This window comes from Thalassobium sp. R2A62, from assembly GCF_000161835.1.
Classification (GTDB): domain Bacteria; phylum Pseudomonadota; class Alphaproteobacteria; order Rhodobacterales; family Rhodobacteraceae; genus Thalassobium.
Window position 1 is genome coordinate 1569888 of the sequence record NZ_GG697169.2, and the last position, 15767, is coordinate 1585654.

Sequence of the window (15767 nt, forward strand, 5' to 3'; positions counted from 1 at the left end):
CCAAACCACTTACATGGCTGTTCTAAGCACCCTCAGCGAGTAGGGGTGTTTTGATCTACCTAATTGCTAAATGAATGGGGGGCACAATGACGGTGACTGACTCCGGGGATTCCGGCGCAGGGGCAAAGCGTCCCTCGAGATTATTCAAAAACTTAGCGGGCAAGATCGCAGCGATACCAATGATGTTTACGGCAGTTGTCGTGTTTATTGGGTGTACGCTCTGGACGATCTACCACTCATTCACGAAGTCGCGTCTTCTGCCTGCCCCAGAAAAATGGGTTGGCCTGGACAACTATGAACGCCTTTGGAGCGAAAACCGTTGGCTGATCAGTATCGAAAACTTGGCAATCTATGGTATCTGCTCGTTGATCCTGTCTTTGACAATCGGCTTTGTTTTGGCGGCTCTTCTGGACCGCAAGATCCGGTTTGAAAATACGATCCGGACAATCATCCTTTATCCGTTCGCGCTGTCTTTTGTTGTTACGGGGCTCGTCTGGCAGTGGATCTTGAACCCGGCTTTGGGCCTTCAAAACGTGGTGCGCAACTGGGGTTGGGATAGCTTTACATTTGATCCGATCAACAACGCAGAGATTGTAATCTACGGCATTCTCATCGCGGGTATATGGCAGGGCTCTGGCTTTGTGATGGTCCTGCTATTGGCTGGCATGCGTGGCATCGATGAGGACGTTTGGAAGGCATCCCGTGTCGAGGGCATCCCGGCTTGGAAAACTTATTTATTTATCGTCATTCCAATGATGCGACCCGTTTTCGTCACAGCGTTGGTGATCATCTCGGCGGGTATCATTAAAGTGTATGACCTTGTGGTCGCGCAAACCTCGGGTGGTCCGGGCATCGCGTCCGAAGTTCCCGCGAAATACGTGATTGAAAAGATGTTCCTCTCTCAAAACCTTGGGCTGGGTTTTGCTGCGTCCACCATGATGCTTCTCAGCGTTTTGGTTGTTCTAATTCCTTGGGCCTATCTCGAATTTGGAGGCAAGAAAAATGGCTGATGCAAGCGTAAATGCCATGACGGGGCCTAGTGGGCCGAAGCCCAAACGGGTTTTTTCATCAACCAATATCATCATCTACGGCACGCTTCTCGTCGTCTGTCTGTATTACCTTCTGCCGCTCTACATCATGATCGTGACGTCGCTGAAGGGCATGCCAGAAATTCGCCTTGGTAACATCTTCTCGCCGCCTGTTGAAATCACAACTGAACCTTGGGTGAAAGCATGGTCAGAGGCTTGTACGGGCGTGAATTGTGACGGGCTAAGCCGCGGGTTCTGGAACTCAGTCGCAATCTTGGTCCCATCCGTAGTGCTGTCCATCGCGATTGCGTCTGTGAACGGATACGCGCTGGCCAATTGGAAATTCAAAGGGTCCGAGGTCTTTTTTACTATCCTGATATTTGGCGCCTTCATCCCCTATCAGGTGATGATCTATCCCATCGTGATCCTGCTCAGGGAAAGCGGCGATGGCATTACGTCGTTCATCCGGCTCTTCAACAGCGATGCGCCCAACTTCCGCCTGATGGGGTCGGTCTGGGGGCTGGTGATCGTGCACACGATCTTCGGCATGCCGATCCTTACCTTGTTGTTCCGCAACTACTTTACGTCGGTTCCTGAAGAACTGTTCAAAGCGGCCCGCGTTGATGGGGCAGGGTTCTGGGGAATCTATTTTCAGATCATGCTGCCGATGTCGCTGCCAATCTTTGTTGTTGCGATGATTTTGCAGGTGACAGGTATCTGGAACGACTTCCTCTTTGGAGTGATTTACACCAAACCGGAGACGTACCCGATGACCGTTCAGCTCAATAATATTGTGAACTCGGTGCAAGGTGTGAAGGAATACAACGTCAATATGGCGGCGACTCTTCTGACAGGTCTTGTTCCACTCATCATCTACTTCGCTTCCGGTAAACTCTTCGTCCGCGGCATCGCTGCCGGTGCTGTGAAAGGCTAATAGACATGGCAAATTCAGTTGAAATCAGAAACCTCGACCTCAGCTTTGGCTCTGTCGAAGTTCTAAAAGACCTAAACCTTGATATCGCAGAGGGTGAGTTCCTCGTCCTGCTCGGATCATCGGGTTGCGGTAAATCTACGCTCTTGAATTGTATTGCTGGCTTGCTGGAAGTGACTGACGGGCAGATATTCATCAAAGGCAAAAACGTCACTTGGGCCGAACCTTCAGAACGTGGCATTGGAATGGTGTTCCAATCGTACGCGCTTTACCCGCAGATGACCGTAAAGGGGAACCTCAGCTTCGGTTTGAAAAACGCCAAGGTGCCAAAGGCAGAGATTGAAGAGCGCGTTGCCCGTGCTGCTGAGATCCTTCAGATTGAGCCATTGTTGAACCGGAAACCGGGCGCATTGTCCGGTGGTCAGCGTCAGCGTGTCGCGATCGGTCGCGCATTGGTCCGCGACGTAAATGTATTCCTGTTCGACGAACCTTTGTCTAACCTTGATGCAAAGCTACGGGTGGATCTCAGGGTTGAGCTCAAACGGCTGCACAATCAGCTGAATAATACGATGATCTACGTCACCCACGATCAGGTCGAAGCCATGACATTGGCGGATCGGATTGCGGTCATGAAGAGCGGTAAAATCATGCAGCTTGGCTCCCCGGACGAAATCTACAACAAACCCAAAAATCTCTACGTCGCAGACTTCATTGGCTCACCGTCGATGAACTTCCTTGAAGGGCAATTGGAAGGCGGAACCTTTAAGAAAGGCGGGGTCGTGCTGCCCATGACAGGTTACCAATATGTCAACCCACTGCAGGTCACCGACCGGCCCGTGACAATTGGGATACGCCCGGAACACGTGGTCACCGGCGAACTGGCAGCCAAGGCACCAGTGCAATCCGAAGTCACAGTGGATCTAGTCGAACCAATGGGATCTGACACGCTGGTTTGGTCGACATTTGAGGGGAACTCATTCCGATTTCGTATGGATGGCCAAGCACCGGTCACCAATGGTGACACAATCAAAATTGGAATTGATCCAGCCAAGGGATCCCTTTTTGATACCAGCTCCGAAGACCGCCTTTAACCGAATACTGGACTAATATCATGACTTCTTTTCAGCTCTACAGCGCGCGTGACGTTGAAGACAAAAACGCCTTTCTCAAGACACTCGCGTCACTGGGCTATACCCAAGTCGAAGGGTATTTTGGCATCTATGATGATCCGGTTGGATTTCGTGCCGCGCTAGAGACTGCAGGTCTCGCTATGCCCAGCGCTCACATTGGCCTCGAGCAAATTGACGCCGATTGGGAGAATACCCGCGCAATGTGCGAAGTACTTGGCATCAAGCATATTTTTGCACCGTACCTCGCCGCCGAAGACCGGCCAACAGACGCAGCTGGTTGGTCCGCATTCGGCGCACGACTGGAAGCAGTGGCCCAAAAAGTTCAAGCCGCGGGCCTTTCCTTCGGTTGGCACAACCACGAGTTCGAATTTGAAACGATGGACGGCGGAGCCTACCCAATGGCCTTGATGCTGGATGCCGCACCGTCGATGTCATGGGAGGGTGACCTCGCTTGGATCGCTCGCGGTGGGGCCGATATCGCTGAATTCGTAGCGAACTACGGCAACCGACTGACAGCCGTACACGTCAAGGACATCGCGCCTGACGGTGAAAACGCTGATGAAGACGGTTGGGCAGATGTCGGACATGGCACGCTGCCATGGGCGGCGCTCGTGACCCAAGTCCGCGCACTCAACCCAGATACAATTATGGTGATGGAGCATGACAAACCGTCGGACCCTGTCCGGTTTGCAACCCGTGCCATCGCTTCGTTCGAAGGATACTAAATCATGAGCAATGCTATGAAAGTCGGCATCATCGGCTGTGGCAACATTTCGGCAGCCTACATGCGCATGGCTGCATTTTTCACAGAATACGACGTGATCGCATGCGCCGATATCAATGAAGACGCCGCGGCGGCTCGCGCAGACGAATTTGGTCTGGATGCGCGCAGCATTGATGCGCTGCTGGGTTCTGATGACATCGACGTTATTGTAAACCTGACGATCCCTGCCGCCCATTTTGAGGTATCCAAGCGGATCCTCGAAGCTGGCAAGCACGTCTATTCGGAAAAACCGTTCATCCTGACCCTTGCCGAAGGTGCCGCCTTGGCAAAAATTGCCAAGGACGCAAACCTGCGTATCGGATCAGCCCCTGACACGTTCTTGGGCGGCAGCCACCAACAGGCCCGCACGTTGATTGATGCGGGAACGGTCGGTGCGATCACCTCGGGTACCTGTCACGTGATGGGCGCCGGAATGGAAAGCTGGCACCCGAACCCGGATTTCTTCTTTTTGGATGGGGCTGGGCCAGTTCTGGATATTGGCCCCTACTATGTGACCAACCTGATCCAATTGATTGGTCCTGTGACCCGCGTCCAAGCGATCGCCAACACCCCGCAAACCAGTCGGACAATCGCCAATGGCGCACGGTTGGGTGAAACTGTCCCAGTCGAGACACCGACGACCATCCATGCGCTCTTGCAGTTTGCATCAGGTGCGGTTGTCACGCTTGGGACCAGTTGGGACGTGCAATCACACGATCATGGTCATATGGAACTGTACGGCGAAACAGGTACGATCTATTTGCCCGACCCGAATTTCTTTGCAGGAGACGTGTCCGTTGGCACCTCCGAAGGTCGCACAGTTTCTCCAGCGGTCGCTCACCCGTTTGCCGTGGTCAACGATGGTGACCAAGCCAACTGGCGCGGTGCTGGGCTGGCCGACATGTGTCAGGCTATCCGCCAAGATCGCCCACATCGCTGTTCTGATGCGATCGCCTTGCATGCAGTTGAGGTCATGACCTCTATCCTTCAGGCCGCTGAATCTGGCGCGTCAATTACGCTGACCACTACCTGTGACCGCCCTGCACCGATGTCTGCTGACGCGGCGCAGGCGTTGCTTGCTTAATCTAAAGGGACACGATCATGACAGGCACGATGAAAGGCGCAGGAATTTTTCTGGCTCAGTTTGCAGGTGATACCGCGCCGTTTGACAGTTTGCCAGCGATTACAAAATGGGCCCGCGATCTTGGGTACGGCGGCGTTCAAATTCCGGCGTTCATCCCATCATTGTTCGATCTGGAAAAGGCTGCGACGAGCCAAACCTATTGCGACGAAGTCAAAGGTATCTGTGCCAACAGCGGCGTTGAAATCACCGAACTGTCGACGCATTTGCAAGGCCAGCTTGTTGCCGTAAACCCAGCCTATGACGCACAATTTGATGCGTTTGCGCCAGCATCTGTTCACGGCAATCCAAAGGCCCGTCAGGAATGGGCGGTCGAACAGATGAAGCTCGCCGCGCGTGCGTCACGCAATCTGGGTCTAACGGCGATGGCATCGTTTACCGGCAGCTTGGCGTTTCCATATCTATATCCATGGCCTCAACGCCCTGATGGGTTGATTGATGAAGCATTCACAGAGTTGGCCAGCCGGTGGCGTCCAATCTTGGACGTTTATGACGAAAATGGCGTTGATGTTGGTTTTGAAATTCATCCAGGCGAAGACGTTTTTGACGGCATCACCTTTGAGATGTTTCTAGACAAGCTGGACGATCACACCCGCTGTAAAATCCTGTATGATCCGTCACACTTCCTGTTGCAGCAGCTCGATTACCTCGAATTCATCGATATCTACCACGAACGAATTTGCGCCTTTCACGTCAAAGACGCCGAATTCAATCCGACAGGCCGCCAAGGCGTCTATTCCGGTTATCAAAGCTGGACAAATCGCGCTGGCAGGTTCCGGTCCTTGGGTGACGGTCAGGTTGATTTCCGCGGCATTTTCTCACGCTTGGCACAGCATGGCTACGACGGTTGGGCTGTTCTGGAATGGGAATGCTGTTTGAAACATCCTGAACAAGGGGCCGCAGAAGGTGCGCCCTTTATCAAGGATCACATTATTCAACTGACCGACAAGGCATTTGACGACTTTGCCGGAGGCGCGGCCGACCGCGCCGCGCTGCGCAACATGATGGGGATCAAATGACCAAACCATTGCGACTTGGAATGGTAGGCGGCGGTGAAGGCGCGTTTATTGGCGGCGTTCACCGCATCGCTGCGCGAATCGACGGTCAGTTTGAATTGGTAGCAGGCTGCCTGTCGTCTACGGCAGACAGAGCTGCACGTTCCGCCAAGGCTTTGGGGCTCACCCGCAGCTACAATGACTACAAAAAAATGGCCAAGGCCGAGGCCCAGCTGAGCGACGGTATTGATGTGGTCGCCATCGTGACGCCGAACCACATGCATACCAATGTGGCGCGCGTCTTTCTCGACGCAGGCATTCACGTGATATGTGACAAACCGCTCTCGACCTCGCTCAAAGATGCCCGTCACTTTGCCGATAGCGTGTCAGACACTGCCCCCCTCTTCTTTTTGACGCACAACTATTCCGGCACACCCATGGTTCGCGAAGCCCGCGAGATGATCAGGTCTGGGCTGTTAGGGGAACTACGTCTCGTTCAGGTCGAATATGTCCAAGATTGGTTGTCAGAAGCACCCGATCCCGACAACAAACAGGCCAGTTGGCGCACCAATCCCGCATTGGCAGGGGCCGGCGCAATCGGCGACATTGGCACGCATGCTTATCAGCTTGCCACCTTTATGACGGGGGAAACTCCAGAATGGCTTGCTGCGGATCTAACGTCGTTTGTCCCCGACCGTCATGTCGACGACAACGCCCATATCATGATGCGCTACAGTTCAGGCGCACGAGGCACCATTTGGGCATCCCAAGTCGCAGTTGGTCATGAAAATTCGCTACGTATTCGTATCGCGGGCACCAAAGGGGGGCTGGATTGGTCCCAAGAAGACCCGAACCGCCTGTGGTTCACCCAGCTGGGCGGACAAAAACGCCTTTTAACCAGAGGTGGTGCTGGAACGTCCGCCGGTGTCCGAATTCCCGGTGGCCATCCCGAAGGCTATCTAGAAGCGTTCGCGACGCTCTATACCGAAGCTGCCGACGCCATCCGCGCACGCGCCAACGGTGATCCTGTCCCAGCCCATGTTCTAACGCCAACGCTAGACGACGGCATCAAGGGGATGCAGTTTATCGATGCTTGTTTAAAATCTTCAGCCAAAAACGCAGCTTGGGTAAAGCTCTAGATATCCTCGCCCGCATCTAATTTTTCCAACAGTGCGCCTGCTTCGGCGATGACCGTTTCGCGCCGGTCCTCTGCCATCCGGTCCCACGTGCGGTACATATTGCCCATTCGTGGGTTGTTGCCAAACCGCGCACGGTGGCGGATCAAAAAATCCCAATACAACAGATTGAATGGGCACGCGCCCTCGCCTGTTTTGGTTTTGACGCTGTAGCTACAGCTTTTGCAGTGGTTGGACATTCTGTCAATATAGGCACCAGAGGACACATATGGCTTTGATGCCACGATGCCCCCGTCTGCAAACTGGCTCATGCCAATAACATTGGGCGCCTCAACCCATTCAAACGCATCTGCATAAACCGCCAGATACCACTCGTGCACCTGTCTTGGATCAATTCCTGCGATCAGGGCAAAGTTTCCCGTGACCATGAGGCGCTGAATGTGATGCGCATAGGCGTGTTCTTGGGTTTGGCCCACTGCCTGCTCGATACAGCGCATATTCGTCTCGCCGCCCCAAAAGAATGCTGGCAAATCGCGGCTGTGTCCCAGCGCGTTGCGAGACGTGTAGTCCGGACCTTCGAGGACATAGATGCCACGCATATATTCACGCCAACCAATGATCTGGCGGATAAACCCCTCGGCCGCATTTAGCGGCGCGACACCAGCACGGTATGCCGTCTCGACCTGCCGACAGACTGCGAGCGGATCGAGAAGTCCCACGTTGATGTAGAAGCTGACGACCGAATGAAACAGGAACGGCTGATCGGTGATCATCGCATCCTGATAATCCCCAAACTGCGCCAACCCACCAGCAATCCAATGATCGACCTGCTGCTGGGCGCCCTCGTGATCCGTCGCAAACCAAAATGGCCGCAAATCACCAAAGTTCTGGCCAAATCGCTGTTCAACCAAGTCTAGGACGGCAGACACCTCATCATCCGGCTCGAACCGCAGAGGGCCAGAAAAGTCGATCTCTTTCGGAGGAGCTTTGCGGTTGTCATGGTCATAGTTCCACTTGCCGCCCTTAGGCTTGTCCCCATCCATCAAGAGACCGGTCTTGCGTCGCATGTCGCGGTAAAACCATTCCATCCGCAGCTCCTTGCGCCCCTCGGCCCATTCTTCGAATTCCGTATGGGTCGCAATGAAACGCGTATCCGGCAAGATCGAAATTTCTAATGGTATATCTTCGAGGGCCGAAATCAAACGCCATTCGCCCGGCTCTGTCGCGATGACATCATGGACGCCCAATTCATCTGCTGCCCGCATCAGCTCACCAACAATCGAGCCTGCGTTGTCGTCATCATCCAATTGCGTATACCGAACGGTCCAGCCGTCACGGCGCAATCGCTTTGCAAATTTGCGCATCGACGCCAGAACAAAGGCGATTTTTTTGGGGTGATGCGGGACATAGCCTGTCTCGTCTACGACTTCGGCCATAACGACCACGTCGTGCGATTTGTCCGCCGCCTCAAGCGCGCTCAATCCATCGCACAGTTGATCACCAAGAATTAGGATCAGTTTCACCACGGCACAGTCTCGCCTGCGTAGTCGTAGAACCCACCAGATTGCCTAGGGGTCAATCCATCAATAACTGACAATAGGTTTTGGGCGGCCTCTGACGCGGGCACCGTCGTGTGACGACCTGCGTATTTGGCGGTGAACTCTGTGGCGACCGTACCGGGGTGCAAACTGACGCAAACGGCCTGTTTGTGCGTCCGCTTTAGTTCGATCGCAGCACCATGGACCAGCTGGTTGAGCGCGGCCTTGGACGCGCGATAGGCATGCCAGCCACCGATCCTGTTATCACCAATCGACCCGACCCTTGCTGACAAAACAGCGATCACGGTGCGCCCATCTTTGGCCAGCAACCGCAGCGCATGTTGCAAGACCAATGCCGGCCCAATTGCATTTACCTCGAACTGATCGCGCAAGGCATCCGCGGACAAAGCACCAATCGATTTCTCAGGCGCAGAGCCATTGACCGTCAGTGCGCCCGTCGCAACAAAGATCAAATCAAACGGGCCCAACAAGGACCCCATAGTCTGGGTGACCGATGTCTCTTTCGTAATGTCCAGACCATCAGCTGACCGGGATAGGCCCACGACCTCTGCTCCTCGCGCCTCTAGCGCCTGCATCATCGCGGTTCCGATCCCGCCTGACGCACCAATGACCAATGCTCTTTCCATATTGTTGATTTAGTTCGCTCTACTGGAAATCCATATCCGTTCTGACATTATTCCAAAAACTTCTTTCCAGAGACATGCCAGACCTTTCAAAACGCAAAACCATCAGTATACTGCGGTTTATGAGTATCGCAGCACATACAATTTTTCGCGCTCTAAACGCTGCCCTACTGGGTCTACTTAGCCTGCGCTGAGCGTGCTTTCTGGCGCGACCCGCTCAGCCTGATCAGCGCCCGATTAAATAGCTAAGACACTCCAAGGATTACCAAAATGACCAAGAACCAAGTGTTGATTTTCGACACCACACTCCGTGACGGCGAACAGTCTCCGGGTGCAACTATGACCCATGAAGAAAAGCTCGAGATTGCTGGGCTTCTTGATGAGATGGGCGTTGATATTATTGAGGCCGGCTTCCCCATCGCATCCGAAGGCGACTTTGCTGCCGTCTCCGAGATCGCACGCCAAGCTCAATCTGCTCAGATATGTGGCCTTGCACGCGCAAACTACAAGGATATCGACCGGTGTTGGGAGGCTGTGAAACACGCCCGCAACCCGCGCATCCACACGTTTATCGGCACCTCGGAATTGCACCGTGCAATCCCGAACCTGACGATGGACGAAATGGCCGAACGTATCCATGACACTGTAACCCATGCTCGCAACCTGTGCGAAAACGTTCAGTGGTCACCCATGGATGCAACTCGGACAGAAGAAGATTACCTGTGCCGCGTTGTCGAAATCGCGATCAAGGCAGGCGCGACGACGATCAACATTCCAGACACCGTTGGCTATACCGCACCTGCAGAATCTGCCACATTGATCCGCATGTTGATCAACAAAGTGCCCGGCGCGGACGAGATCATCTTTGCAACGCACTGTCATAACGACCTTGGCATGGCGACGGCGAATAGTCTGGCAGCTGTAGAAGGCGGTGCCCGTCAAATCGAATGCACCATCAACGGTCTGGGCGAACGGGCCGGAAACACCGCACTCGAAGAAGTGGTGATGGCCCTCAAAGTACGGCACGACATCATGCCCTATGCCACAGGCATCGACACGACCAAGATCATGAACATTTCGCGCCGTGTCGCGGCGGTGTCTGGTTTCAACGTTCAATTCAACAAAGCCATCGTTGGCAAGAACGCCTTTGCGCACGAGTCTGGTATTCACCAAGACGGAATGCTCAAAAACGCAGAGACCTTTGAAATTATGCGCCCCGCCGATGTTGGGCTTGCAGGAACATCTTTGCCATTGGGCAAACATTCAGGCCGCGCCGCGTTGCGCGCCAAAATGTCCGAGCTTGGCTTTGATTTGTCCGACAACCAGCTCAAAGACGTGTTTGTCCGGTTCAAGGACCTCGCCGACCGCAAGAAAGAGGTATTCGACGATGACCTCATCGCTCTGATGGGTGCGTCTGAACCCGCAGACGAAGCGATCAAGCTCAAGTCCATGCGCGTTGTCTGTGGCACCGAGGGTCCACAAGAGGCCAGCATGACGCTCGAAGTTAACGGCACCGAACATACAACGACGGAAACTGGCGATGGCCCAGTCGACGCCGCGTTTAACGCGGTCAAAGCATTGGTGAATCACGAAGCGCGCCTGCAGCTCTACCAAGTGAGCGCTGTAACCGAGGGAACTGACGCACAAGCCACCGTCAGTGTCCGTCTGGAAGAAGACGGAAAAATCTCGACAGGCCAGTCTGCGGACACAGACACTGTGGTCGCGTCAGTACGCGCGTATATCGGCGCGCTGAACCGTTTGATTGCCCGGCGCGACACTGCTGAGCCCGGCTATGACACCAAGGGCGTCAGCTACAAAGACGTCAGTTGAGACATCGCCGCGCCGCCCAAAGGGAACTGTGCGCGGCGAATTCACGCCGAACGAGCGTGAACTCGCTCTTTCGTCTCAGAGGTTGCGTGCCTATATAGCAAGGGTCTGCGCCTCTCTTGAGTCGCGGGCTTACACGTAATGGGATTGGGTCACTGCCATGTTTAACTTCTCTGGTTTGTTTTCGTCGGATATGGCGATCGACCTCGGCACCGCGAACACACTTGTCTATGTGAAAGGCAAAGGCGTGGTTTTGTCCGAGCCGTCAGTTGTGGCCTACCACATCAAAGACGGTCAGAAAAAAGTGCTCGCTGTTGGTGAGGATGCCAAGCTGATGCTTGGTCGTACACCCGGCAGCATCGAAGCAATCCGCCCAATGCGCGAAGGCGTCATCGCCGACTTTGATACCGCTGAGGCGATGATCAAACACTTTATCCGCAAGGTGCACCGTCGTACGACATTTTCGAAACCCAAGATCATTGTCTGCGTCCCACACGGCGCGACCCCGGTTGAAAAACGAGCCATTCGCCAGTCGGTTTTGTCCGCAGGTGCGCGCCGTGCAGGCCTAATCGCTGAGCCAATTGCCGCGGCGATTGGTGCTGGCATGCCAATTACAGATCCAACCGGTAACATGGTTGTTGATATCGGCGGCGGTACAACCGAAGTCGCCGTTTTGTCGTTGGGCGACATCGTTTATGCCCGTTCGGTTCGTGTCGGCGGTGACCGTATGGACGAGGCAATCATCAGCTACCTACGTCGCCAGCAAAACCTGCTTGTGGGCGAAAGCACCGCTGAGCGGATCAAAACATTTATTGGAACAGCACGGATGCCCGACGATGGGCGCGGCACATCGATGCAAATTCGTGGCCGTGACCTGCTGAACGGTGTGCCAAAGGAAACCGAGATTTCCCAAGCCCAAGTCGCCGAAGCATTGGCCGAACCCGTCCAAGCGATCTGCGAGGCTGTTATGACCGCGCTCGAGGCGACACCGCCCGATCTGGCCGCAGACATTGTGGACCGCGGCGTTATGCTGACTGGCGGTGGTGCGCTCTTGGGCGAGCTTGATCTGGCCCTGCGCGAGCAGACCGGCCTTGCAATTTCAGTTGCTGACGAAAGCCTGAATTGTGTGGCTTTGGGCACAGGTAAAGCGTTGGAGTATGAAAAACAGCTCCGGCATGTCATAGATTACGACAGCTAAACATATCTCCGAGGGCGTTCGCCTTGGCTCGAGACAGAAACACCACTGACGACTATGTCGGCCCACTGCGCAGATTGCTGGTGGGATTGCTGGTTTTTGTCCTGCTGGGCATTTTTTTAGTGTGGCGGATCGACAGCCCAAGGGTCGAACGTTTCCGCGCCGATGTCATTGACCGCGTCGTCCCATCCTTTGAATGGGCAATGGCCCCTGTCACAGGCATCGCCAACATCATTTCGGACTTTCAAAGCTACAACCGCATTTACGAACAGAACCAACAGCTGCGTCGTGAATTGCGTCAAATGCAGGCGTGGAAAGAGGCCGCTCTTCAGCTTGAACAAGAGAACGCCAAACTACTGGATTTGAACAATGTCCGCCTCGACCCCAAGCTGACGTATGTGACCGGTGTGGTTATGGCAGACAGCGGGTCACCGTTTCGACAGTCCGTCATTCTGAACGTTGGATCGCGCGACGGCATTCGGGACGGTTGGGCCACAATGGACGGAATCGGCTTGGTTGGCCGCATCTCAGGTGTCGGCGATGATACCGCCCGCGTGATGTTGCTGACCGATACCGCATCGCGGGTTCCTGTGACCATCCATCCATCCGGCCAGCGCGCCATCCTCGCTGGTGACAATACGATCGGGCCCCCAATTGAATTCTTGGAGAACCCCGACCTTGTGCGGCCGGGTGACCGCGTCATGTCATCTGGCGACGGCGGTGTGTTCCCCGCGGATTTGCTGGTTGGGCAGGTCACACTTGGGACGGATCGCCGCCTCAGAGTGCGTCTGGCCGCTGACTACGAACGGCTCGAGTTTCTGCGTGTGTTGCGCAGCCACGAGAACGAAGTGATTTCCAACACTGGCGATCTGATTGCCCCCGGAGTTCAGCCTATTCCGATTGAACCTGAGACCACGGCCGAGGCGACCGATGGCTGAATTTTCAGGCCCAAACCCCGCGACACGCATCTGGATCGGGCGGACCGTTTTTCTCTTCTTGTCTATTGGGCTGATGTTTCTCAGCTTGCTTCCACTTGAAACGACCCCGCGCGGTTGGGCCCCACCAAATTTCCTGCTTGCCTTTGCTTGTATTTGGGCCGTGCGTCGCCCGACCTATTTGCCCACCATTTTGGTCGGCCTCGTGTTCCTAATGAGCGACCTGTTGTTTCTGCGTCCACCCGGCCTGTGGGCGGGGATCGTCGTGATCGGGACCGAGATTTTGCGCAGCCGCTCGAACGCACTTCGTAACGTAACTTTGATCGTTGAATGGCTCACTGTTGCTGCTGTTATCATTGCTATGACGCTGGTCTATCGTATCGTGCTCGCAGCGGTCGTTGTTCAGACCGAACCCTTGGGACTGGCAATGATTCAAATGATGTTGACCATTCTGATTTATCCGGTGCTGGTTGGCATTTCGCATTTCGGGTTGGGCGTGCGTAAGTCAGCGCCTGGACAGGTCGATGCGCTAGGTCACCGGCTATGAGACGCGGGCCCCGCGATACCGCAGAAAGTGCGCGCAAGATCTCGCGCCGTGCGTTGGTTCTGGGTGGGGCACAAACCGTTCTGATGGGCACTCTGTTATGGCGCATGCAGTCGATCCAAGTTGACCAAGGTGCAGAGTACCGCTTTCTAGCAGAAGAAAACCGCGTCAAAATCCGTCTAATCCCGCCTGCGCGGGGCCTGATCTTTGATCGAGCGGGCCGTGTTTTGGCCGAGAACGAACAGAACTACCGTATTGTCATGGTGCGTGAAGACGCAGGTGATATCGGCGCCGTACTCCAAGAGCTCACCCGCCTCGTGGCTCTCGCACCCGAAGACATCAGCCGCGCCATTCAGGAAATGGAAACGCGCCGCGCTGACACCGCTGTCACGATCGCAGACCGTTTGACATGGGACGACATCGCACGCGTAGCTGCAAACGCCCCAGCCCTGCCCGGCGTGACGGCCGAGGTCGGTTTGAGCCGCCGGTATCCTATGGGTGCGGACATGGCGCATATCGTCGGGTATGTCGGACCGGTCAGTAGCTACGACCTTGAACAGTTAGAAAACCCCGATCCGCTTTTGCGTATTCCGCGCTTTCAGCTCGGCAAAACTGGTGTCGAATCCAAAATGGAATCCCAGCTGCGTGGCGCAGCAGGTATCAAGCGGATCGAGATTAATGCCGCCGGACGCGTGATGCGCGAGCTGGGCCGCGAAGAAGGCCGGTCAGGTGCCGACATGCAGCTGACCGTCGACACGAAACTGCAGAACTATGTCCAACAACGGCTAGGAAATGACAGCGCAAGCGCGGTCGTGATTGATGTCGAAACAGGTGATGTGCGCGCCATTGCCTCGGCTCCGGCCTTCGATCCCAACATGTTTGTTCGCGGCATCTCGGTTGCGAATTGGGATGCACTGAACGAACGCGACACGCCCCGCAATCAGCAAAAACGCCCCTTAGCGGCCAAGGCTGTACAAGGCCTCTATCCACCGGGTTCGACTTTTAAAATGGTGACCGCGCTTGCTGCTCTTGAGGCCGGGGTCGTCGATCCGGAAGAGACCGTGCGTTGCCCCGGGCACCTCGAAGTCGCAGATGTCAAATTCCACTGCTGGAAGCGTTCCGGTCACGGAAATATCAACCTGCACGAAAGCCTCAAGCAGTCGTGCGACGTCTATTACTACGATATTGCCCAGCGGGTCGGGATCGACAAAATCTCTGAAATGGCCAAACGGCTCGGCCTCGGTGTGCGCCATGATCTACCACTTTCGGCCGTCGGGCGGGGTGTTGCCCCCGACAAAGCATGGAAGCGCGAAGTTCGAGATGCCGACTGGCGCATTGGTGACACGGTCAACGCATCCATTGGTCAGGGATATGTGCTTTCTTCGCCAATGCAGCTTGCGGTCATGACCGCCCGTCTTGCGACAGGCCGCAGCGTCGAGCCACGTCTCGTCCAGTCCATCGACGGGATCGAGCAGCCCACCGGCGAAGGTGAGCCGCTGGGGATCAACGACAATCTCCTGCGCCGTGTGCGCAGCGCTATGTATGATGTCAGCAACCACCGTCGCGGCACCGCATTTCGCAGCCGGATCATCGCTGACGCCTTTCGGATGGCCGGCAAGACTGGCACGTCTCAGGTTCGACGCATCACCGCCGAAGAACGCGCGCGCGGCGTGACCCGCAACGAGGATCTCCCTTGGGAGCGCCGTGACCACGCGTTGTTCGTGAGCTTTGCGCCCTACGACAACCCAAAATACGCGGTCGCTGTTGTCGTCGAGCACGGTGGTGGCGGATCGACCGCAGCAGCGCCCATCGGGCGCGATGTTCTGTTGCATGCCCTCTACGACGGATTGCCCCCTCTCGAGGCTTATCCATCATCCGAACGTGCGCGCGTGCGCGAACAACGTCGCCGGATGGAGCTGCGTGACTTTGACGCCGCAACAGAAAGCGATCGGGCCTAAGT

Annotated in this window: 14 protein-coding genes; 12 read left to right on the forward strand and 2 right to left on the reverse strand. The window is 55.4% G+C overall.

The features are described 5' to 3' along the window. The first annotated feature begins 179 nt into the window (after positions 1–179). From TR2A62_RS07895 to TR2A62_RS07925, 7 genes are read left to right on the forward strand one after another with little or no spacing between them, the layout of a single operon-like run. Entirely contained in the window at positions 180–1010 is an 831-nt protein-coding gene (locus TR2A62_RS07895; RefSeq protein ID WP_009159309.1) for a carbohydrate ABC transporter permease, read from the forward strand. Further along, complete coding sequence (locus TR2A62_RS07900; protein ID WP_009160366.1) at positions 1003–1962, forward strand: carbohydrate ABC transporter permease; 960 nt, start codon at positions 1003–1005, stop codon at positions 1960–1962. Before TR2A62_RS07895 ends, TR2A62_RS07900 begins: the two co-directional genes overlap by 8 nt. Before the next feature lie 5 nt (positions 1963–1967). Further along, positions 1968–3050 (forward strand): ABC transporter ATP-binding protein, encoded by a 1083-nt coding sequence (locus tag TR2A62_RS07905; RefSeq protein WP_009160144.1) that lies wholly within the window; start codon positions 1968–1970, stop codon positions 3048–3050. A 20-nt stretch (positions 3051–3070) separates the two neighbouring features. After that, on the forward strand, positions 3071–3814 hold the full coding sequence (locus tag TR2A62_RS07910; protein ID WP_009157480.1) for a sugar phosphate isomerase/epimerase: 744 nt from the start codon (positions 3071–3073) through the stop codon (positions 3812–3814). Positions 3815–3817: 3 nt separating this feature from the next. Next, positions 3818–4936, forward strand: a complete 1119-nt coding sequence (locus tag TR2A62_RS07915; protein ID WP_009158972.1) for a Gfo/Idh/MocA family protein — start codon at positions 3818–3820, stop codon at positions 4934–4936. 17 nt (positions 4937–4953) lie between these two features. Further along, complete coding sequence (locus tag TR2A62_RS07920; RefSeq protein WP_009159788.1) at positions 4954–6012, forward strand: sugar phosphate isomerase/epimerase; 1059 nt, start codon at positions 4954–4956, stop codon at positions 6010–6012. Continuing rightward, positions 6009–7127, forward strand: coding sequence for a Gfo/Idh/MocA family protein (locus tag TR2A62_RS07925; RefSeq protein ID WP_009157688.1), 1119 nt, complete (start codon positions 6009–6011; stop codon positions 7125–7127). Before TR2A62_RS07920 ends, TR2A62_RS07925 begins: the two co-directional genes overlap by 4 nt. On the opposite strand, the gene TR2A62_RS07930 is transcribed toward TR2A62_RS07925, so the two are convergent. Both TR2A62_RS07930 and TR2A62_RS07935 read right to left on the reverse strand, forming a co-directional pair. After that, positions 7124–8650: a cryptochrome/photolyase family protein gene (locus tag TR2A62_RS07930; protein ID WP_009159649.1), complete on the reverse strand. Its 1527-nt coding sequence runs from the start codon at positions 8648–8650 to the stop codon at positions 7124–7126. The two genes, TR2A62_RS07925 and TR2A62_RS07930, sit on opposite strands and share 4 nt — an antisense overlap. Beyond that, positions 8644–9309: an SDR family NAD(P)-dependent oxidoreductase gene (locus TR2A62_RS07935; RefSeq protein WP_009158465.1), complete on the reverse strand. Its 666-nt coding sequence runs from the start codon at positions 9307–9309 to the stop codon at positions 8644–8646. Before TR2A62_RS07935 ends, TR2A62_RS07930 begins: the two co-directional genes overlap by 7 nt. Before the next feature lie 267 nt (positions 9310–9576). Between TR2A62_RS07935 and TR2A62_RS07940 the strand changes: the two genes are divergently transcribed. The 5 genes from TR2A62_RS07940 (at position 9577) to mrdA (ending at position 15765) form a co-directional block, all read left to right on the forward strand. Further along, positions 9577–11136: a 2-isopropylmalate synthase gene (locus TR2A62_RS07940; RefSeq protein ID WP_009159276.1), complete on the forward strand. Its 1560-nt coding sequence runs from the start codon at positions 9577–9579 to the stop codon at positions 11134–11136. 157 nt (positions 11137–11293) lie between these two features. Further along, entirely contained in the window at positions 11294–12331 is a 1038-nt protein-coding gene (locus TR2A62_RS07945) for a rod shape-determining protein (protein WP_009160062.1), read from the forward strand. Positions 12332–12354: 23 nt separating this feature from the next. Further along, positions 12355–13266: a rod shape-determining protein MreC gene (gene mreC, locus TR2A62_RS07950; RefSeq protein WP_009160825.1), complete on the forward strand. Its 912-nt coding sequence runs from the start codon at positions 12355–12357 to the stop codon at positions 13264–13266. Beyond that, positions 13259–13810: a hypothetical protein gene (locus TR2A62_RS07955; RefSeq protein WP_009157328.1), complete on the forward strand. Its 552-nt coding sequence runs from the start codon at positions 13259–13261 to the stop codon at positions 13808–13810. Before mreC ends, TR2A62_RS07955 begins: the two co-directional genes overlap by 8 nt. Continuing rightward, on the forward strand, positions 13807–15765 hold the full coding sequence (gene mrdA / locus TR2A62_RS07960; protein ID WP_009160474.1) for a penicillin-binding protein 2: 1959 nt from the start codon (positions 13807–13809) through the stop codon (positions 15763–15765). Before TR2A62_RS07955 ends, mrdA begins: the two co-directional genes overlap by 4 nt. Positions 15766–15767 lie beyond the last annotated feature (2 nt).